Origin of the sequence: Pseudomonas cichorii (assembly GCF_018343775.1) — a bacterium.
GTDB lineage: Bacteria > Pseudomonadota > Gammaproteobacteria > Pseudomonadales > Pseudomonadaceae > Aquipseudomonas > Aquipseudomonas cichorii.
Map to the genome: position 1 here is coordinate 1,467,251 of NZ_CP074349.1, position 18,365 is coordinate 1,485,615.

Consider the following 18,365-nt stretch of genomic DNA (forward strand, 5'->3'; position numbering starts at 1 on the left):
AAGATGGAAATGTTGAAGTTTGGTAAGTTTGCTGCGCTGGCTCTGGCCATGGCTGTAGCTGTTGGTTGCTCGTCCAAAGGCGGCGATAACGCTGGCGCTGGCGCTGTTGACCCTAACGCTGGTTACGGTGCCAACACTGGCGCTGTAGATGGCAGCCTGAGCGAAGAAGCTGCTCTGCGTGCAATCACCACCTTCTACTTCGAATACGACAGTTCGGATCTGAAGCCAGAAGCACTGCGTGCTCTGGACGTGCATGCCAAGGACCTGAAAGCAAACGGCGCTCGCGTCGTTCTGGAAGGCAACACCGACGAGCGTGGTACTCGTGAGTACAACATGGCTCTGGGCGAGCGTCGTGCGAAAGCCGTTCAACGCTACCTGGTTCTGCAAGGTGTTTCCCCAGCTCAGCTGGAACTGGTTTCCTACGGCGAAGAGCGTCCAGTTGCTACCGGCAACGACGAGCAGTCCTGGGCTCAAAACCGTCGCGTCGAACTGCGTAAGTAATTTGACATGCGAACGTGCCGACGTGCTCTAACCGTTTTGGCCCTCACCCTCCCGCTTTCAGCGTGGGGTGCGGTTCCTGTGGTCGATGACAATTCTGGCTCTGGCAGCAGCAGTTATCCGCCAGCTGGTTATGGCACGTCCGGCGCCTATGCCGGGGGAGGGGTTTCGGCCCCGACCTCGGCAAATGGTCAGCTGTTCATGCAATTGCAGCAAATGCAGGAAGAAATCGCGCGCTTGCGTGGTCTCGTTGAAGTCCAGCAGAACGATATTCAGCGCATGAAGCAGGAAGCGCTGGAGCGTTATCAGGATCTCGACTCGCGTATCTCCAGTGGCGCAGCCGCTGCAGCTACCAATAATTCCCAACCTTCTGGCGGCAGTATCGACGCCAGCGGGACGCCTTCAGCCCCAGCGGCTCAGGCTCCGGCAGCAGGCACAGAGCCTCCTGACCCGGCGAAGGAAAAGCTCTATTACGAAGCTGCCTTCGATTTGATCAAGGCCAAGGATTTCGATAAAGCCAGTCAGGCTTTTACCGCTTTCCTGCGCAAGTACCCAAACAGCTCGTATGCGGGCAACGCCCAATACTGGCTGGGTGAAGTGAATCTGGCCAAAGGCGATCTTCAAGGCGCTGGTCAGGCATTTGCCAAGGTCAGTCAGTTGTACCCAAAGCACGCCAAGGTACCTGATTCGCTTTACAAGCTGGCCGATGTCGAGCGTCGCCTCGGCCACACCGACAAGGTCAAAGGCATCCTGCAGCAAGTCGTGGCCCAGTATCCGGGCACTTCGGCTGCACAATTGGCACAGCGGGATCTTCAGCGTCTCTGATGCCTGAGCCCGCCATTCAAGAAAGCCGCGCTTGTCGCGGCTTTTTTCGTTAGAATTTCGCACCCGAAATTCCGGTAATCATTACGCTTCACTGGATTCTGCGAGTGCAGGGTGCCTTGAAGTGCCTGACGGAGGCGGACGGCCTGTTTAGCTGTTACGCCCGTGGCCCATATGCAAGACACATTACGTATCACCGAAATCTTTTACTCGTTGCAGGGTGAAACTCGTACGGCTGGGCTACCCACCGTATTCGTGCGCCTCACGGGTTGTCCGCTGCGCTGCCAGTATTGCGACAGTGCCTATGCATTCAGCGGCGGAAAGATCCTGTCGCTGGAAGACATCCTTGAGCAGGTCGCTGCCTATCGTCCGCGTTATGTCTGTGTAACCGGTGGTGAACCGCTTGCCCAGCCCAATGCCATTCCCTTGCTCGAGCGCCTGTGTGATGCCGGTTACGAGGTTTCGCTGGAAACCAGTGGTGCCCTGGATATCTCGGCTGTAGACAGTCGTGTCAGTCGCGTCGTCGACCTGAAGACCCCAGGCTCCAAGGAAGTTGCTCGCAATCGCTACGAAAACATGGAATTGCTGACGCCCAACGATCAGGTCAAGTTTGTGATCTGTTCCAGGGACGACTATGACTGGGCTGTGTCCAAGCTGATTCAGTACGGGCTGGACAAGCGCGCTGGTGAAGTGCTGTTTTCTGCCAGCCACCATGAGCTGAAAGGCCGTGATCTGGCCGACTGGATCGTGGCAGACAACCTGCCGGTCCGCTTGCAGATGCAGTTGCATAAAATTCTTTGGGACGACGAGCCGGGGCGCTGAAAATGAGTGAATTGACCATGACCGAGAAACGAGCCGTAATCCTGCTGTCCGGCGGGCTTGATTCAGCCACTGTCGTTGCCATGGCTCGTGCCGAGGGCTACGCCTGTTACACCATGAGCTTCGACTATGGCCAGCGCCACCGCGCAGAGCTGAACGCTGCTGCACGTGTCGCACGGGACTTGGGCGTCATCGAGCACAAGGTCATCGGCCTTAACCTCAATGGCATCGGTGGATCGGCATTGACCGACAGCTCCATTGCCGTTCCGGAGGCACCGACTGAAGGCATCCCGGTCACCTATGTGCCCGCGCGCAATACCGTCTTCCTGTCCTTGGCCCTCGGCTGGGCAGAAGTGCTGGAAGCACGCGACATCTTTATCGGCGTCAATGCCGTGGACTATTCGGGTTACCCGGATTGCCGCCCCGAGTTCGTCGAGTCGTTCGAGCGCATGGCCAATCTGGCGACCAAAGCCGGTGTGGAAGGGCAGGGCTTCACCATTCGTGCGCCGCTGCAAAACCTCAGCAAGTCCGACATCGTCAAGGCGGGTGTTGCTCTGGGCGTCGATTACGGACTGACCGTTTCCTGCTACCAGGCCGATGACGAAGGTCGTGCCTGTGGCAAATGCGACAGCTGTCGTCTGCGCGCAGAAGGCTTCGCCGCCGCCGGTATTGCAGACCCGACACGTTATTTTTAATCTTTTTACAAAAAGGTGTTGAATTACTGATAAAAATCAGTAATATACGCGCCACACAACAGAGGGTCGTTAGCTCAGTTGGTAGAGCAGTTGGCTTTTAACCAATTGGTCGTAGGTTCGAATCCTACACGACCCACCATTTTTCTGGCCTTGAGCGACATGCTCAAGGCCTGTCAAAAAGATACAGATCACTCGATCTGATACGAAACAAAATCCTTCTAGCACTCTTCAATGAAAGCAAAATCTCTGCTTTAGATGCTATAGGTTTGCCTGCAATACCTCCAACCCCGATCTTTTTGCAGCTTGCAGCTTCGCCAGACTCACAAGCCTGGCGAAGCGTTAGCTTCAATTGCCGGCGTTGCCGCCATGAGCTTTTGCCAGCTCTTTCGCATGAACGAGATGCTCCTTCAGCTTGGGCAGCGTATCTGCAGCGAAAGCCTTGAGTTCGGCATCCTCACCGTTTGCCGCTTCCTCCTCGAAGAGAGCGATGGCTTCCTCATGGGCCTTTACCTGGTTGTTGGCGTAGGCCTGGTCGAAAGACTTGGCGCTGCGTAGCTCCAGCACCATCGACTTCGCTTTGTCCATCATTTGCGCGTCGCTGGAAACCTCCAGATTCTTGCTTTCGGCCAGAGCCTTGAGCTTATTGTTGGCTGCCGTGTGATCTTTGATCATCTTGTCTGCGAAGCTTTTCACATCGGCAGAGCTGCCTTTTTCCTGCGCAAGCTTGCCGGCTTCCACTTCGGCAATACCTTTGGCAGAAGCATCCTCCACGAAATCGTCGCTATCCTGAGCGGCGAGGGCCGTCTGGCCAGCCAGGGAAATCAACAGTGCGAGTGCGGATGTTTTGATTAGGTGAGCCATTTGATCCTTCCTTTTATCAGTCTTATGGGGCGTGTATTTACGGCTTGTATGAGTTCGGACTGAGGGCTTTCCCGATTCGTTCAGCCTTTTTCCCGAAGTGCATGTGCCTGACCGGCCCGGTTTCATGCCTGCTGTTCCCTGTCTGGCAGAAAGTCGAAACCTGTCGGTGTGCGAGGGTTCTCAACCTTGTTGCCGTCACCGGTACGACCTCGAACGGTCAGGGAGGGGAAGATGAAGGGTTTCAATTGGCGTATAGCGCTGGAGTGTTCAACCGTTTCGCTGTGTCTGGGGATGTTGCTGGCATGTGGCGAGAGCAATACAGAATCTGCAGTGGTGGCGCCGGGGGAAGCCAAGGCGCCGCTGACCCAGGCTCTTGATGTCGGGGCGGATGCGTTGCAGAGCCGTCCGCCCATCAATGAGCTGAATGCCTACCTCAACGGCTTCCATTTTTACAATGGCCGCATGCAAGACCAGATGGAAGCCCATCATTACTGCTCGATCCTCAATGAAGAGGTCATTCAGTGCGCGATTTTCGACGGCAACATGAAAGATGCCAAGTTGATGGGCGTGGAGTACATCATCAGCGAGCAACTGTTCACCACGCTTCCCGAGCAGGAAAAGGCGCTCTGGCATAGCCATGCGCACGAGGTCAAATCAGGACAGTTGTTCGCGCCGGGTATCCCGCAGCCGGCAGAGCATGCTTTGATGGAAAAGCTTGTGGGGACCTACGGCAAGACTTGGCATACCTGGCATACCGATATGGATAAGCAACTGCCGCTGGGCGTTCCTCAATTGATGATGGGCTTTACCGCTGATGGCCAGGCAGATGAGAGGAGGGTGTCAGAGCGTGATGAGCGGTTTGGCATCAGGAGTGCTGAACGAAAGGCTGCCAGGGACGATATCGTCGCGCCCGCGGTGTTGCCGGGCGCTGATGCGTGGCGCGAAGGGCGGGTGATACAGATTCAGGACCCGACGGTTAACCAGTCTCACAAACCAGGCTCGCCTGGGCCGAAAAAGTAAGAGATGTGCCCGACCAGCGCTTCGACGGGCCGAGTAGTGCTGGCCGGTTTCATGAAAATTCAGGTTTTCCTATAGCACATGTGCACTATGGAGTGATCTTTTTGCTGCTGATAGCCTTGCCCGCTTGCGTCGAATTCCTGAATCTCCTCACGAACTCTTCTCTGATTGCCATGAATGGACTCACTCTCGGCAAGACGCCGACCCATGGCGGCAATATGGACATCTGACGATGTTTCGCCGCTGACGAATGACGAGTTCCATAAATCGAAATGACCATGCTCAAGACTTCCCTTGGCCTCACCGTTGCACTTGTATCGACTCAACTGCTTGCGGGAGGCTTTGCCCGAACCGAACAAAGTATCAGTGGCATGGGGATCGGTCAGGCCGGGCGTGCGTCGGCGGCTGAAGAGGCCAGTACGGTCTATGGCAACCCCGCCGGCATGGCTCGTCTTGAAGGCCTGCAAATCACGGCGGGTGCGGTTTTCATCGATGCGTCCACTGACATCAGCCATGTCAGCGGCCGCTCCAGTGGCAGCAATGACGGCGACATGGTGCCGTTCAGCAGCGTTCCGTTCGGTTTCTATACCCGGCAACTCGATGAGCACTGGGCGTTCGGCTTCGGGGTCTACGCGCCGTTTGGACTGTCGACCGATTATGAAAACGGTTTTCAGGGCCGCATGTTTGCCAGCAAGAGTGACCTCAAGGTCGTGACCTTGCAGCCCACTATCAGCTACGCCTTCAATGACAGGTTGTCGATTGGCTTTGGGCCGACCTTGAACCGGATTGCGGGTACCCTGGAGTCTGACATCACCCTCAGCCCGACGATTGCCGACACCAATGTGAAGGTCAAGGGCGACGATACGGCCCTGGGCTTCAATGCCGGCGTATTGTTCAATGCGACCGATACCACTCGGGTCGGACTGACCTACCACTCCAAAGTGGACTACAAGCTGGATTGCCACACCCAGGTGGCTACGGGTGCCGGAACCCCACCGCTGTTACTGGCCAGCAATCGTTACGACTGTACCCTGAAAGTGACCACGCCCGAGTCCTACGATTTTTCGGTCACTCAGGAGCTGAGCGATGCCTGGACGCTTTATGCCAGCGCAACCTGGACAGGCTGGAGTCGCCTACAGGACCTGAGTCTGCGTAATCAGCCGATTTCCGCTGCGCAAGGTGGCTCGCTGGCCTCGGCCTTGACCGGTTCGATCCAGGAAGGCCTGAACTGGCACGACACCTGGGCCTATGCCATCGGCACCGCTTACCAGTTGAGCCCGCAATGGGTGTTGCGCACCGGCTTGATGTTCGATCAGTCGCCGACCAGCAATACCAACCGTTCGCCGCGTACACCGACTGGGGATCGGCGCATATTCAGCCTGGGCGTCGGCTACAACGTGACGCCGCAACTGACGATTGATCTGGCTTACTCTTACCTCAGGGAAGAAAGTGTCGATGTGAGTCGTGCCAATGCGCTGGGCAGTTACAGTGCCACTTATCAAAGCGATGCCAGTCTGTTTGGCGTGGGGGCAACATACCGCTTCTGATCCGGGCATTTATTCAAGCTGTGAACGACAGCGTTCTGCAAAATCCCGGTGCAGCGCTTCATGCCGAGGCGCGCAACAGCCTCATCCTGAAACTCAACAGCAGCGAACGCAGTTCTGCCGGGCGCAGAGGTTTGGAGAGGACCGGGATCTGTGGATCGTTCAGCGATTGTTGAACGTGCTGGATTTCGTGGCCGGTGATCACGATGGCGGGTATCTGTCGACCGTGCAACTGGCTCAGGTAAGCAATGCAGTCTGCGCCGGTGGCGCTGCGATCAAGGTCGAAGTCGGTGACCACAAGGTCGCAATCGACACGGGTCTTGGGGGTGGCCGAGGCAGTCTGCACTTCGCATCCCCATTTGCGCAGCAGCATGGCGGTCGCTTGCAGCACGTTGATGTTGTCCTCGATCAGCAAGACGCGCAAACCGTTCAGCAGGCGCTTGTTCCAGTCGATATCAAGGGTTGGTGCGGCAGGGCTTGCGGCTACTGTTTGCAGGCCGCTGATGACCACTGCCGTGCCGCGCTCGGGGCGCGATCCGATATTGACCTTCAGTTCCAGCAGTCGGGCAATACGGTTGACGATGCTCAGGCCCAGCCCGACGCCTTCAATGTCCTGATCCCGCTCTTCGCGCACCCGGTAAAACTCGTTGCACAGATGAGGCAGGTGTTCCGCCGGGATGCCGCGGCCCAGGTCATAGACACCGATGCTCAGTCTGCCCTTGTGGTGTCGGCAGCCGATCAGCATCGGTTTGCCGGGAGCATATTTGAAGGCATTGGAGATCAGGTTCTGCAACAGGGTGCGCAACAGCGCCGGGTCGCTGTGGACATGCTGCTGACAGGGGCGTACGCGGATTTCCACGCCGGCCCAGTTGGCGGCTTCGCTGTTCTGGCTGACCAGATCGTTCAACAGTGCATCGACATCCACGGTTTCCGGGCGTGGCGTCACTTCGCCCTGATTGAGTGTGTGGCTGTCCAGCAATGAACGGAAAAGCTGCTCGACCGCGCTGAGCGCCCGGTCGATATTGTCCACCAGACGGCGCTCGTCCGTACCCAGTTTCGCGTCTCGCAGGCAGGCGGTGAACAGGCTGATGGAGTGGATGGGCTGACGCAGGTCATGACTGGCTTGAGCCAGAAAGCGCGATTTGGCCTCATTGGCCGCCTGGGTTTCTTCCAGAGCGATATGCAGGCGTGAGAGCAGGAAGTACACGAACAGTGGCAGCACCAGCATGGTCAGGATCATCAGTACCGCGACGGCGGGATGTTCCTGCAGAAAGGGCGTGAGCTGGATGATGATTGCCAGCGAAGCCAGGGCAAAGCCGGTGGCCAGCAACAGGTAGTTGCGCCCGTAACGCATGCCGTAACCGACGGTCATGCTGAGCATCACCGAATACACCGGCAACATCGGTTCGCCGCCCACGGTAATGGTGACAATCCCGGCCATATTGTCGAGAACCAGTGCGAATACCCGGCGTCTTGTGGATGCGCCCGGTCGCTGGGCGATGCGCACGATCAGGCCCGTGCCGACGATACCGAAGCCCAGGCAATAGACCAGAATCACCCACATCCGGGTTTCGGACATATCATCCAGGGCAAACATGATCAGCGCGTAGAGTGCGGAGGTGGCGATGACCGCCATGCGCAGCAGGGCCTGGATCATTTCCAGGTCTTTGCATTTGGAGAGTATCGACATCGCGGTTCCTGGCTGGCAGTGAGGCGAAGAGTTACTTGATGGCGAGGCTGGAGAACTGCGCCGCGGCGGCAGAGCGTGTGGATACGCCAAGCACCTTGAGCAGGCTGGACACATGGATGCGCACCGTGAAAGGCGAGATACCCAGTTCCTTGGCAATTTCCTTGTTGGTCTTTCCGGCGGCGACCAGGCCCAGCACCTGTTTCTGACGGAAAGTGAGCGCACTGATAGCGCTGATCGTCGAATCGCTCAGAATCGAGCCTTCGGACTTGTACTTGACCACAACTTCGCCCTGACGAATGGCGATAATGGACTCGGTTATTTCCAGCGGGTCTATGTTCTTGCCGATAAAACCATCTGCACCATGAGCCATGACTTGGGAAATGGTTTCCATATCATCGATCATTGAAACAACTATGATCGACGTGCGCCGGAATTCGTCCCTTAGTTCGGCAATATTCTGCATCGAATCCAGGCCGGGAAAGCGCAGGTCGAGAATCAGCGTATCGACTTCATCACCCGAGCGTGCAAGGGTCAGGACTTCATTGAGATTACCGGCTTGCTCGATGATCGCTTCAGGCAGCAGCCGCTCGATGGTGCGTAGCATGCCTTCACGAAATAAGGGGTGGTCGTCGGCCACGATGATTCTGCACGACATGCCTCTGCTTCCGAATTTAAGTGCGCTTATCATACTCGATAGAGACAATATGTATCATAAGTGATACGCCTTTAACTTGATTCTTTATCGTTTAGCGGCATTGTCGAACCGTTTCTTTTTAAGTGATATTAGGACGCCAGTATTTGTTTTGAGTTCAGGAAAGGTTGTTCAACTTTTCCGGCCTGAAATCAGGAGTAAACATGCAGGAGCGGAAAAACGCCGAACTGGATCAGGCGACGCTGAGACTGATCGTTGCCACGGTTGCCATCGTCTATGTGGGGTCGATCGGTTTCCTGCCGAATTTCGACGTCGCTCAGTATGAGCCGATCCTTGCCTACTACTCGGTCTTCCTGGTGGTTTCCTTGCTCCTGCGTCATCACATCGTCCGCTATCCGGGCGTGTATCCGGTGCGCCGCGTGCTGGGAATGCTGCATGACTACACCGGTATTTCCGTCGGGCTGATCGTCGGCGGGGAGGCGACCTTGCCGATCTTCAGTGTGATGGTCTGGGTCACGCTCGGTAACGGCATGCGCTTCGGCTCGCGCTACCTGGCGATTGCCGCGGGGCTGGCGATGCTCTCGATCCTGATCACTTACCAATTGACGCCGTATTGGCAGTCACAGCCGTTCATGGTCCTGATGCTGATTTCGGTGACCATTCTGGTGCCGGGCTATGCCCATATCCTGCTGGTCAGAGCCCGGGAAGCTTCGGAACAGGCAACCGTGGCCAACCAGGAGAAAGAGCGCTTTCTGGCTCAGGCCAGTCATGACCTGCGCCAGCCCATTCACTCCATCGGCATGTTTACCGCGTGCCTGCGTTCAAGTTCGCTGGGCGACTATGAGCGGAAACTGGTCGACAGCATTGATCGTTCCCTGCACAACGTTTCGCAACTGTTTCGCTCCATTCTGGATATCTACACCCTGGACAGCGGCAAGGTCTCGGCCAGCTCGGATCAGGTGAATCTGGACGAGATGCTGGCCGAGATCGTCCAGCAAAACAGTGCGGCGGCACGTTGGGCGGGTGTCGAGCTTCGGGTCCGGGCCTGTCGGCTCTGGGTAAGGACCGACGGCACGTTACTCAGCACTATGGTCCAGAATATTCTCTCCAACGCACTCAAATATGCTCCCGGGCAGCCAGTGCTGATCGGTGTCCGCAAACGCAGGGATGGCTTGTCGATCAGCATTCATGATCAGGGCCGTGGCATGGCCGCCGAGCATCTGCCCAAGGTCTGCGACGAGTTCTACCGGATCCGCCACGAGCGTGACAAGGACGTTGAAGGCGTGGGACTTGGATTGTCTATCGTCAAGCGGCTCAGTCAGATTCTCGGCGTGCAGGTGAGTATCGATTCGCGGGTGGATCGTGGCACGACGGTGACGATTCACGGGCTTGAAGAGGTGGCCGCGCCTGCGCAGCCTGCACGCAGGAAGACGCTGGGCGACAGCCTGCTCAATGGCGTGAAAATCTGCCTGGTGGAAGATGACAGCAACGTCTTGATGGCCACTGCTGCGCTACTGGAAAAGTGGGGCTGCGAGGTGCAGATGGCCAATTCTGCGGAAGGCCTGACCACCGATTGCGACATCATCGTCGCCGATTACGATCTGGGGACCACCGCCAATGGTCTGGACTGCATCGACAGAATACGGGCTGATCGTGGCTGGGATGTTCCGGCCCTGATCGTCACCGGGCGCGAGGTGGAAATGGTCCAGGCAGCCTTGCAGGGCCGTAAAGTCTCTGTGCTGTCCAAACCGCTGCGACCTTCGGAGTTGCGCCTGAGCCTGCTGGAGATGCGCGAGAAGTCTTGAACCGGCCAGTTTTGATGATTCTGGCTCATGACTCCATTCGCTCTGGTCGGCTGTCTTGTATCAGGCAGTTCGGTTAAATAGGACGTGATCATCCCTTTTTCAGGAGCCATTCATGTCAGTCCGGATTGCTGTTCTGGTGGTCTCTCTGCTCGCGACTGCCGGTATCGTTGGCGCGATGGCTCAGGAGCAGGCAACCGGTACTCGCCAGGAGAACCCAGTGCGCATCAATATTGAAATGAATGGCAAGACCCTCACTGCCACGCTGGAAGACAGTGAAGCGGCCAGGGATTTCGCCTCGCTGTTACCTCTGACGCTGACTCTCAAGGATTACGCGGCGACCGAGAAGGTCAGCGATCTGCCCAGACCTTTGTCCACTGCCGGAGCGCCTGAAGGCGTGACGCCTCGCACTGGCGACCTTGCTTTCTATGCGCCCTGGGGCAATCTGGCGATTTACTACAAGGATTTCAGTTATTCCAAGGGGCTGGTGAAACTGGGGCATCTCGATTCGGGGATTGAAGCGATGCGTCAACCCGGGCCTTTCAAGGCCACAATCAGCAGGGCTTTGCCGTAAGCGCATGCAGTGATAAGGCTACTGTTCGTAGCGCAGCTCATCGATAAGCGTCTGCATCGCCCGTGATTTTTCCCGTTTGCTTGAGTAATAGAGGTGCAGACCCGGAAAGCGCGGCCACCAGCTTTCCAGGACCGGGATCAGTGTGCCGTCATCGAAATGCGGCTGGGCCATGTCTTCGGGCACAAAAGCCAGCCCAAAGCCCGATACGGCGGCATTGAGGATCTGCTTGATGCCGTTGAAAATCAGTTTGCCTTTGACCCTCACGTTGATCTCGTGATCGCCATTCTTCAATTCCCAGGCATACAGCCCACCGCGAGTCGGCAGGCGCATGTTGATGCATTCATGATCCGTCAGGTCCTGAGGCCGGGCGGGCATTGTGCGCGACTCAAGGTAGGACGGTGCGCCGACGATCACCAGGCGCATGTCGGGTGCGATGCGCACGGCCTCGGTCTCCTTGGTCAGCCCGTCTCCCAGGCGAACACCGAAATCGAAGTTTTCCGCCACGATATCAGTCAGGCCATAGTCGATGACCATTTCCACACTGATTTGCGGATACTTGGGCAGAATCTGCGCGAGCTTGGGCCAGAGCAGGGTATCGATGGCATGGTCAGTGGCCGTGATACGGATATTGCCGGCGGGTGTGTTGCCGAATTCGACCACGGCGATCAGTTCGGACTCGATGGCCTTGAGGCGCGGTTCGACTGTCTGTAACAGACGCTCCCCGGCCTCGGTTACCGAGACACTGCGCGTGGTGCGAGTCAGAAGGCGCACGCCCAGCCGTGCCTCCAGCCCCTGGATGGTATGGCTGAGCATGGATTGAGAAATCCCCAACTGAGAGGCCGCTCGCGTGAAGCTGCGTTCGCGCGCAACTGCAATCAGGGCGAGCAGGTCGCTGTAGTTTTCCTTGGGCATTAATCAATTCTCTGCATGGTAGGCGAGCCACTGTATCAAGACAGACACAGCACCGCAGCACTCATGACTGCAGTATTTCTGCTTCAATCCATGAGGACGATATTGATTGATATGGCTCATGACTCTATTCGGTTTCAGGGGCTTTCCTCAGAGGCATCACGGCCTTTTAATGAGTCATGACCCGCAAAGGGCAGGGCGCTGATTGCAGTCCTGTCCGCTTTTCTTATTTCTCGCTATGAGCACACACATGGACCAGGCTTTTCGCCGCATATTGAATAGACAGGACGTTGATCATGGCGAGCATTGATGTCTTGGTATTGCGTACGGCCTGTGACTGGCTTGCCAGCGGTCACAGGGTTCTGCTGGCCACCGTGGTACGTACTTGGGGCTCATCGCCCCGGCCTGTCGGTTCGATGATGGTGCTTCGTGATGATGGCCGTGCCGTTGGCAGTGTGTCCGGTGGTTGCATCGAGGACGACCTGATCCACCGTTACACTACGGCTTACAGTGCGGGCAGTCTTCCCCTGACGCCCCCTGAAGTGGTGCGTTATGGCGTCAGTGCCGACGAAGCTCACCGGTTCGGGCTGCCTTGTGGCGGTACGCTGGAACTGGTCTTGGAATTCAGTCCTCTGCTGCAAACTCTGGAGCAACTGGTTACCCAGCTTGAACAGGGTTCTCTGGTGCGGCGCAACGTGAACCTGGCCGATGGCAGCGTGAGCCTGGAAACGACGCCGATCCCTGAGGAGCTCAAGTTCGACGGTGAGCGTCTGGTCAACACCCTTGGCCCAGGCTATCGCATGCTGCTGATCGGTGCCGGTGCCCTGGCTGAATATGTATCGATCATGGCGCTGTTCAACGGGTTCAAGGTAACCGTGTGCGACCCGCGCATCGAATACATGGATACCTGGGCTGTGCCGGGCGTGGAGAAGAGCAGCGGCATGCCTGACGATGTGGTGGCCGCGTTTCGCCCTGACCTGCGGACCTGCATTATCGCTCTGAGCCACGACCCCAAGCTGGATGACCTTGCGCTGCTGGAGGCGCTGAAAAGTCAGGCGTTCTACATTGGCGCAATCGGCTCGCGGCGCAACAACCAGAGTCGCAGAGAGCGGCTGATGACCCACTTTGGCGAAACCGAGGCGTCATTACAGCGCCTGCGCGGCCCCATCGGCGTCTATATCGGCAGCAAAACCCCGGCGGAAATCGCTGTCAGCGTCATGGCCGAAATTCTCGCGGCCAAGAACAACGTTCCACTGCCCCGAGAGTCCTCGGTCGCCATAGCCAAGCAGCGTGAGGAAACGTTGGTTCAAATGTAGGAGATCACCCGCCGCCTCGGCGCCGCGCTGTCGCGCAGCAAACAGGAGCAGGTGTTTCCAGATTCATGGTTCGGCTTGAGGCCGCCTTGCGCCTTTACGGCGCGTTCTGCGGCGCTCTCACGATTGTTGTGTAGGAGCTTCATTCGCTCCTACCGGGATGAGCAAAAATCTTCCAGACACCGCCGATTGCGACGTGGGTGACGGCCGAGTGGAGGTATTGCGTAGTGGGGTGCGAGGCAGGACGCCGAGCAAGCGCCGCAGGGCCATGGAAGGCCCGTCGGCGCGTACCCACGGAGCAATGCCGGAGCGAGGGAACCCCGCCCCAAGGCGGGGCCGAACCGGAGCGGATGGTTTTCCCCCCTTTTGCCGAAACAAAAGGGGGCCGCCGTAAAGGCGGAACCAGTAGGACCAACACATGCCGATAATGGATATGTACGCCGGATAACGTTTTTACCCTACATAAAATACTTTCTAATTCATGGTCTTGCGTCTTGTTTGATGAGGGCGAATTTATTCGCGACCTTTCGCGAATGAATTCGCTCCTGCGGGTTCTTCATACCTTAACGCGGCGATCAGCAGGGACATTGCTCCTGAAGGCTGTCTGCGGCTCGGGTAGTACAGGTGAAACCCCGACCACAGCGGGCACCATTCTTCCAGGCACTGGATGAAATGCCCGGAGCGGATATAGGGGCTGGCCATGTCTTCGGCGATATAGGCCAGGCCCAGGCCGGCAATCGCAGCGTCCAGGACTTCATACATGCTGTTGTAGACAAGCTGGCCTTCGACACGCACGTTGAGTATGTTGCCATCGCGTTCGAGTTCCCAGGGCCACAGACCGCCATGGGTGGCGAGCCTGAGGTTGATGCAGTTCTGGGAAATCAGATCGTCGGGAGTCTTGGGGATCGGGTACCGCTCGAAGTACGCCTTGGTGCCCACCACTGCAAAGCGGATATCGGGACTGATACGGACTGCAATCATGTCCTGATCAAGAAACTCGCCGAGCCGCACACCTGCGTCATAGCGTTGTGCCGCGATGTCCACTATCTGGTTTTCTGAGCAAAGCTCGACCTTGATGGCAGGATATCGGGGCAGAAATTTCTTTAGTTTTGCAGACAGCACGCTGCGGATGGCATGGTCGGAGGCCGTGATGCGGATCGTGCCGGTCGGGGTATCCTGCAGTTCCTGAAGCGCGGCCAGTTCCGCGTCGATCTCCTCGAACTGCGGGGCAACACTTCGCAGCAGCCGCTCACCGGCCTCGGTGGGGATCACGGTGCGGGTATTGCGCGCCAGCAGGCGTACGCCAAGAGAGGTTTCCAGCCCTCGCACTGCATGACTGACTGCGGATTGCGAGAGGCCCAGTTGTGCGGCGCCACGAGTGAAACTGCGCTCGCGGGCCACGGCAATGAATGCCAGCAGGCCGCTGAAATAGTCGCGCAGTGCGAAATCCCTGATCATCGATGGCTCTCTTGTGTGGTTCCGGGCTCCTCCCGGCTCGGCAGCATACCCCGATTGCTCATGAGCCTGAAAAGCCTGCGCGATTGCATAAGGTCATGAATCAGATTGATCAATGGAAAGGGTTAAGTGATTTTTTGAACGCGAGTAAGATGCTCCCTGCAATTGCCATGAGAACCCGATGCTAATCATCTCCAACAATGTTCACCTGCCGGACGCCGAGATCGAGTGGACAGCCATTCGTGCGCAAGGCGCGGGTGGGCAGAACGTCAATAAGGTGTCGAGTGCGGTGCATTTGCGTTTCGACATCAACGCTTCGTCGCTGCCGCCGTTCTACAAGGAGCGCTTGCTGGCCCTGCGCGACAGCCGCATCACCGGTGACGGTGTGATCGTGATCAAGGCGCAGCAGTACCGCACCCAGGAGCAGAACCGGGCTGATGCGTTGCTGCGTTTGAGCGAGTTGATCGTCAGCGCCACCAAGGTTGAAAAGAAGCGCCGCCCGACCAAGCCGACGCTGGGTTCCAAGACCCGGCGCCTGGATTCCAAGAGCAAGCGAGGCTCCATCAAGGCCGGGCGCGGCAAGGTGGATTTTTAAGAGACGTTGAGGTTTTTCTGTTCGCGCAGCATCTGCGCCTGTTTATACAGATAGATGCTCAGGACCAGTCCACTCAGGGATGCCAGCGCAGCAAACAGGAAGATCGAGACAAAGCCGAATCCGGCTGCAATGGCGCCGGCCAGCGGGCCGGTAATCCCCAGGGACAGGTCAACGAACAGCGAATAGGCGCCGACTGCCGCGCCACGACTGGATGCCGGAACCAGATTCACGGCTTCGACCCCCAGCGCCGGAAATACCAGTGAGAACCCGAAACCGCTCAAGGCGGCGCCCGCCAGCGCAAGGCTTGGGGTGGGCGCGATCCAGAGCAGCAACAGGCCCAGGCTTTCCACCGACAGGCAGGCAATGGCGACGCGAAAGCCGCCCAGGCGATTGATGAGGTTGCCGAACAGCAGGCGCGCGATGATGAAGCAGGCGCCGAACAGGCTCAGGCACAGGACCGCATCGGGCCAGTTATTGCTGGCGTAATACAGCGTGATGAAGGTCGCGATGGTGCCGAAACCGATAGCGCCCAGCGCCAGGCCCATTCCGTGAGGGAAAACCAGCTTCAGTACGTGGGTAAACGCCAGGCGTTCGCCCTGCACGATAGGCGCTGCCTGTTTTTTCAGGGTCAGCAACAGCCCGAACGAAGACAGGGCAATGATGCTGACGCCCATGGTCCAAAGGCCCAGGGATTTGACCAGCCATACACCCAGCGGGGCGCCAATCGCCAAGGCGCCATAGCTGGCGATACCGTTCCAGGAAATGACCTTGGCGGTGTTGTGTGCGCCAACCCGGCCGATGCCCCAGCCAATGGAGCCTGAGCCCACAAGGCTTTCCGCGCTGCCCAGCAGAATACGGCCGACAAACAGGCTGATCAGGCTCGCAACAGGCCAGTTGGGCATGGCTATGGGCAGCAGCATGAAGACGCCACTGAGTCCGCATCCTGCCAGACCGTATTGCACGGCTTTCTTGCAGCCCAGGTTATCGATGATGCGCCCCGCCCAGGGCCTGCTGACCAGTGTCGCCAGATACTGCACGCTGATCACCAGCCCAGCGGTTATCGCGCCGAAGCCCAGATCGGTGTGGACATAGCCCGGCAGCACCGCGAGAGGGATGCCGATATTCAGATAACCAATGAAGGTGAACAGTACGATGGAGACGACCTGCAGCGTCACCATCAGGCGTGGTGTGTCTTGTATCTGGGACATGGGAGTAGCGGACCCTTCTGGCGGCGGGTTGGCGAAAGGCGCAGGTAAAACCCTTAGCAAGCTTTCGAAGTTGCCATGATAACGATCCAGCGGGCGATGCAGGGGATAAAAGCGAAATTTAAAGTGCAGGCGTAGACGTTCAGCCTTTGCTGGAGCCTACAAGCTGGGTGGTGATCAAGGCCGCCAGTGCGTTTTCCTGGGTACCGAAACGTGCGAGCAGGGCGCTCTGTTTCTCCGGGCTGAGGCGTTCCCAGATATCGATCATCTTTTCGGCAGCGCCAATGAGGGCCTTGGCCTGGTGTTCGGTGAAGTCGGTCATGAATCCGCTTTCTTGTGTTGGTTTTTCAGGCGTATCGAAACCTGATCAGACCGGTTTCCATACGCCTGAAAACAGTTGCCTTCAGTCTTTGCGTCGGGCTTTTTGGCTGGTTTGAGCCAGCGATGCTGCTTTCATTGCGGCAGTTTGACCAAGCTCCTGTTGAGCCAGGGGAGACTGCTTTGGTTCCTGTTGACTTGGGAAGGGGAAGTTTGGAATTTCATGCATCGTCGTCGCCTCACAAGGGTTTGCAGATTGAACCGTGCTTTAAAAAGCTTCTGCAGGATACAACACTGAAAATGACAAACCGGATATTTTTTTCACTCCGTTCGTCCATTGGTGAAACAAAAAACGATTTTCAGTGTCTTGCCCAAGGTGCCTCAATGCTGGCAAAACCCCCTACTTGCGGCCTTCGGCGTCCTGCGCCACCTGATCAGTGCGGGCTGCCATGATGAAGTCGTTGCGATGCAGTCCCTTGATCGAATGGCTCCACCAGGTCACGGTCACTTTGCCCCATTCGGTCAGTAGTCCCGGATGATGACCTTCTGCTTCGGCAATGGCGCCCACCGCATTGGTGAAGGCCAGAGCGAATCTGAAATTCTTGAAGAGATAGACCTTCTCCAGTTGCATCACGCTGTCGCGTACTTCTATGTTCCAGTCGGGGATCTGTTTGATCAGCTCGGCCAGTTCGGCTTCGCTGACCTGCGGAGCATCAGCGCGGCAGGCTTCGCAATGGGCTTGGTTAAGAGATGACATGCCAGGACTCCTGTTCAGGCCGCATGGTTTCTGGGCCGTGGTTCGAATTTGGGTGAATGCAGGCCCAACTGCGTGGCCTGATGAACCAGTCCCATGATGTCTTCATGGGCAAGTTCAAACAGGTGTTTGAGCTCGGGCAGGACGAAATACACGGGTTGCAGGATATCGATGCGATAAGGCGTACGCATCGCTTCCAGTGGATCGAAAACCTGGTGTTCCGGCGTTGTGGATAAACTGTAAACCGCCTCTTTGGGCGAAGAGAGAATGCCACCGCCATAGATCCTGCGACCCTGAGCGGTATCCACCAGACCGAACTCGATGGTCATCCAGTACAGTCGCGCCAGATAGACGCGCTGTTCCTTGCTCGCGCTCAGGCCCAGCTTGCCGTAGGTGTGGGTGAATTCGGCAAACCAGGGATTGGTCAGCAGCGGGCAGTGGCCGAATATCTCGTGGAAGATATCGGGTTCCTGAAGGTAGTCGAGTTCTTCCGGGGTGCGGATGAAGGTTGCCACCGGAAAGCGTTTGCTGGCCAGCAGCTCGAAGAAGGTCTGGAAGGGAATCAATGCCGGAACCCGCTCGACCTGCCAGCCGGTGGTGGCGCCCAGTACCTTGTTGATCTCGCCCAGTTGCGGAATGCGATCGTGGGGCAGGTTCAGCTGTGCGATACCGTCCAGATATTCCTGGCAGGCACGGTTCTCGATCACCTTCATCTGACGGGTGATCAGGGTGTTCCAGACTGCGTGTTCGGCAGGTGGATAATCGATGAAGCCTTTGTCGTCGGGTTCACGGGCCACGTATTGCGTCTGGCTCATGCTGACCTCCCAAGGGAGTTATTGTTT

Annotated in this window: 19 protein-coding genes and 1 tRNA gene; 11 read left to right on the plus strand and 9 right to left on the minus strand. The window is 57.4% G+C overall.

Features of this window, described 5'->3' with window-relative positions:
- Positions 1–3: 3 nt before the first annotated feature.
- From pal to KGD89_RS06590, 5 genes are all read left to right on the plus strand, one after another.
- Positions 4–501, plus strand: coding sequence for a peptidoglycan-associated lipoprotein Pal (gene pal / locus KGD89_RS06570; protein ID WP_025259009.1), 498 nt, complete (start codon positions 4–6; stop codon positions 499–501).
- Between the two features lie 6 nt (positions 502–507).
- Positions 508–1,323, plus strand: coding sequence for a tol-pal system protein YbgF (ybgF, locus tag KGD89_RS06575; protein WP_038399765.1), 816 nt, complete (start codon positions 508–510; stop codon positions 1,321–1,323).
- A gap of 171 nt (positions 1,324–1,494) precedes the next feature.
- Positions 1,495–2,142, plus strand: a complete 648-nt coding sequence (queE, locus tag KGD89_RS06580; RefSeq protein ID WP_025259011.1) for a 7-carboxy-7-deazaguanine synthase QueE — start codon at positions 1,495–1,497, stop codon at positions 2,140–2,142.
- Between the two features lie 17 nt (positions 2,143–2,159).
- On the plus strand, positions 2,160–2,834 hold the full coding sequence (gene queC, locus KGD89_RS06585) for a 7-cyano-7-deazaguanine synthase QueC (protein ID WP_038399766.1): 675 nt from the start codon (positions 2,160–2,162) through the stop codon (positions 2,832–2,834).
- A 63-nt stretch (positions 2,835–2,897) separates the two neighbouring features.
- A tRNA-Lys gene (locus KGD89_RS06590) sits at positions 2,898–2,973 on the plus strand.
- Between the two features lie 206 nt (positions 2,974–3,179).
- On the opposite strand, the gene KGD89_RS06595 is transcribed toward KGD89_RS06590, so the two are convergent.
- Complete coding sequence (locus tag KGD89_RS06595; RefSeq protein ID WP_025259013.1) at positions 3,180–3,695, minus strand: DUF4142 domain-containing protein; 516 nt, start codon at positions 3,693–3,695, stop codon at positions 3,180–3,182.
- 231 nt (positions 3,696–3,926) lie between these two features.
- Between KGD89_RS06595 and KGD89_RS06600 the strand changes: the two genes are divergently transcribed.
- Together KGD89_RS06600 and KGD89_RS06605 are read left to right on the plus strand one after the other, a co-directional pair.
- Positions 3,927–4,715: an OBAP family protein gene (locus KGD89_RS06600; protein ID WP_025259014.1), complete on the plus strand. Its 789-nt coding sequence runs from the start codon at positions 3,927–3,929 to the stop codon at positions 4,713–4,715.
- Positions 4,716–4,990: 275 nt separating this feature from the next.
- Entirely contained in the window at positions 4,991–6,259 is a 1,269-nt protein-coding gene (locus tag KGD89_RS06605) for an OmpP1/FadL family transporter (protein WP_025259015.1), read from the plus strand.
- 58 nt (positions 6,260–6,317) lie between these two features.
- Here the strand turns inward: KGD89_RS06605 and KGD89_RS06610 are convergent, their stop codons facing one another.
- Together KGD89_RS06610 and KGD89_RS06615 are read right to left on the minus strand one after the other, a co-directional pair.
- Positions 6,318–7,913 (minus strand): ATP-binding response regulator, encoded by a 1,596-nt coding sequence (locus KGD89_RS06610; RefSeq protein ID WP_162883725.1) that lies wholly within the window; start codon positions 7,911–7,913, stop codon positions 6,318–6,320.
- A gap of 64 nt (positions 7,914–7,977) precedes the next feature.
- Positions 7,978–8,601: a response regulator gene (locus KGD89_RS06615; protein ID WP_025259016.1), complete on the minus strand. Its 624-nt coding sequence runs from the start codon at positions 8,599–8,601 to the stop codon at positions 7,978–7,980.
- Positions 8,602–8,801: 200 nt separating this feature from the next.
- Between KGD89_RS06615 and KGD89_RS06620 the strand changes: the two genes are divergently transcribed.
- On the plus strand, positions 8,802–10,403 hold the full coding sequence (locus KGD89_RS06620) for an ATP-binding response regulator (RefSeq protein WP_025259017.1): 1,602 nt from the start codon (positions 8,802–8,804) through the stop codon (positions 10,401–10,403).
- A gap of 112 nt (positions 10,404–10,515) precedes the next feature.
- Positions 10,516–10,974, plus strand: coding sequence for a cyclophilin-like fold protein (locus KGD89_RS06625; protein ID WP_025259018.1), 459 nt, complete (start codon positions 10,516–10,518; stop codon positions 10,972–10,974).
- Between the two features lie 18 nt (positions 10,975–10,992).
- Here the strand turns inward: KGD89_RS06625 and KGD89_RS06630 are convergent, their stop codons facing one another.
- Entirely contained in the window at positions 10,993–11,886 is an 894-nt protein-coding gene (locus tag KGD89_RS06630) for a LysR family transcriptional regulator (RefSeq protein ID WP_025259019.1), read from the minus strand.
- Between the two features lie 293 nt (positions 11,887–12,179).
- Here KGD89_RS06630 and KGD89_RS06635 point away from each other — a divergent pair, with 293 nt between their 5' ends.
- Complete coding sequence (locus KGD89_RS06635; RefSeq protein ID WP_025259020.1) at positions 12,180–13,199, plus strand: XdhC family protein; 1,020 nt, start codon at positions 12,180–12,182, stop codon at positions 13,197–13,199.
- A gap of 510 nt (positions 13,200–13,709) precedes the next feature.
- Here KGD89_RS06635 and KGD89_RS06640 read toward each other — a convergent pair.
- On the minus strand, positions 13,710–14,654 hold the full coding sequence (locus KGD89_RS06640; RefSeq protein ID WP_074569026.1) for a LysR family transcriptional regulator: 945 nt from the start codon (positions 14,652–14,654) through the stop codon (positions 13,710–13,712).
- Between the two features lie 178 nt (positions 14,655–14,832).
- Here KGD89_RS06640 and arfB point away from each other — a divergent pair, with 178 nt between their 5' ends.
- Positions 14,833–15,246, plus strand: coding sequence for an alternative ribosome rescue aminoacyl-tRNA hydrolase ArfB (gene arfB / locus KGD89_RS06645; RefSeq protein ID WP_025259022.1), 414 nt, complete (start codon positions 14,833–14,835; stop codon positions 15,244–15,246).
- On the opposite strand, the gene KGD89_RS06650 is transcribed toward arfB, so the two are convergent.
- The 4 genes from KGD89_RS06650 to phhA form a co-directional block, all read right to left on the minus strand.
- The gene (locus KGD89_RS06650) at positions 15,243–16,454 is read right to left on the minus strand and encodes an MFS transporter (RefSeq protein WP_025259023.1); all 1,212 of its coding nucleotides are present in this window, start codon (positions 16,452–16,454) and stop codon (positions 15,243–15,245) included. The genes arfB and KGD89_RS06650 overlap by 4 nt on opposite strands.
- 139 nt (positions 16,455–16,593) lie before the next feature.
- Entirely contained in the window at positions 16,594–16,773 is a 180-nt protein-coding gene (locus tag KGD89_RS06655; RefSeq protein ID WP_025259024.1) for a hypothetical protein, read from the minus strand.
- Positions 16,774–17,169: 396 nt separating this feature from the next.
- Complete coding sequence (locus KGD89_RS06660; protein ID WP_025259025.1) at positions 17,170–17,526, minus strand: 4a-hydroxytetrahydrobiopterin dehydratase; 357 nt, start codon at positions 17,524–17,526, stop codon at positions 17,170–17,172.
- Between the two features lie 14 nt (positions 17,527–17,540).
- On the minus strand, positions 17,541–18,338 hold the full coding sequence (gene phhA / locus KGD89_RS06665) for a phenylalanine 4-monooxygenase (RefSeq protein WP_025259026.1): 798 nt from the start codon (positions 18,336–18,338) through the stop codon (positions 17,541–17,543).
- Positions 18,339–18,365 lie beyond the last annotated feature (27 nt).

Bases quoted from the DNA above. Each gene is read 5' to 3' on its own strand.
- ybgF (WP_038399765.1), top strand. From the start codon at position 508: ATGCGAACGTGCCGACGTGCTCTAACCGTTTTGGCCCTCACCCTCCCG.
- phhA (WP_025259026.1), bottom strand. From the start codon at position 18,338: ATGAGCCAGACGCAATACGTGGCCCGTGAACCCGACGACAAAGGCTTC.
- KGD89_RS06660 (WP_025259025.1), bottom strand. From the start codon at position 17,526: ATGTCATCTCTTAACCAAGCCCATTGCGAAGCCTGCCGCGCTGATGCT.
- queC (WP_038399766.1), top strand. From the start codon at position 2,160: ATGACCGAGAAACGAGCCGTAATCCTGCTGTCCGGCGGGCTTGATTCA.
- KGD89_RS06635 (WP_025259020.1), top strand. From the start codon at position 12,180: ATGGCGAGCATTGATGTCTTGGTATTGCGTACGGCCTGTGACTGGCTT.
- KGD89_RS06610 (WP_162883725.1), bottom strand. From the start codon at position 7,913: ATGATCCAGGCCCTGCTGCGCATGGCGGTCATCGCCACCTCCGCACTC.
- KGD89_RS06600 (WP_025259014.1), top strand. From the start codon at position 3,927: ATGAAGGGTTTCAATTGGCGTATAGCGCTGGAGTGTTCAACCGTTTCG.
- KGD89_RS06630 (WP_025259019.1), bottom strand. From the start codon at position 11,886: ATGCCCAAGGAAAACTACAGCGACCTGCTCGCCCTGATTGCAGTTGCG.
- KGD89_RS06655 (WP_025259024.1), bottom strand. From the start codon at position 16,773: ATGACCGACTTCACCGAACACCAGGCCAAGGCCCTCATTGGCGCTGCC.
- arfB (WP_025259022.1), top strand. From the start codon at position 14,833: ATGCTAATCATCTCCAACAATGTTCACCTGCCGGACGCCGAGATCGAG.
- KGD89_RS06605 (WP_025259015.1), top strand. From the start codon at position 4,991: ATGCTCAAGACTTCCCTTGGCCTCACCGTTGCACTTGTATCGACTCAA.
- KGD89_RS06625 (WP_025259018.1), top strand. From the start codon at position 10,516: ATGTCAGTCCGGATTGCTGTTCTGGTGGTCTCTCTGCTCGCGACTGCC.
- pal (WP_025259009.1), top strand. From the start codon at position 4: ATGGAAATGTTGAAGTTTGGTAAGTTTGCTGCGCTGGCTCTGGCCATG.
- KGD89_RS06650 (WP_025259023.1), bottom strand. From the start codon at position 16,454: ATGTCCCAGATACAAGACACACCACGCCTGATGGTGACGCTGCAGGTC.
- KGD89_RS06615 (WP_025259016.1), bottom strand. From the start codon at position 8,601: ATGTCGTGCAGAATCATCGTGGCCGACGACCACCCCTTATTTCGTGAA.
- KGD89_RS06640 (WP_074569026.1), bottom strand. From the start codon at position 14,654: ATGATCAGGGATTTCGCACTGCGCGACTATTTCAGCGGCCTGCTGGCA.
- queE (WP_025259011.1), top strand. From the start codon at position 1,495: ATGCAAGACACATTACGTATCACCGAAATCTTTTACTCGTTGCAGGGT.
- KGD89_RS06595 (WP_025259013.1), bottom strand. From the start codon at position 3,695: ATGGCTCACCTAATCAAAACATCCGCACTCGCACTGTTGATTTCCCTG.
- KGD89_RS06620 (WP_025259017.1), top strand. From the start codon at position 8,802: ATGCAGGAGCGGAAAAACGCCGAACTGGATCAGGCGACGCTGAGACTG.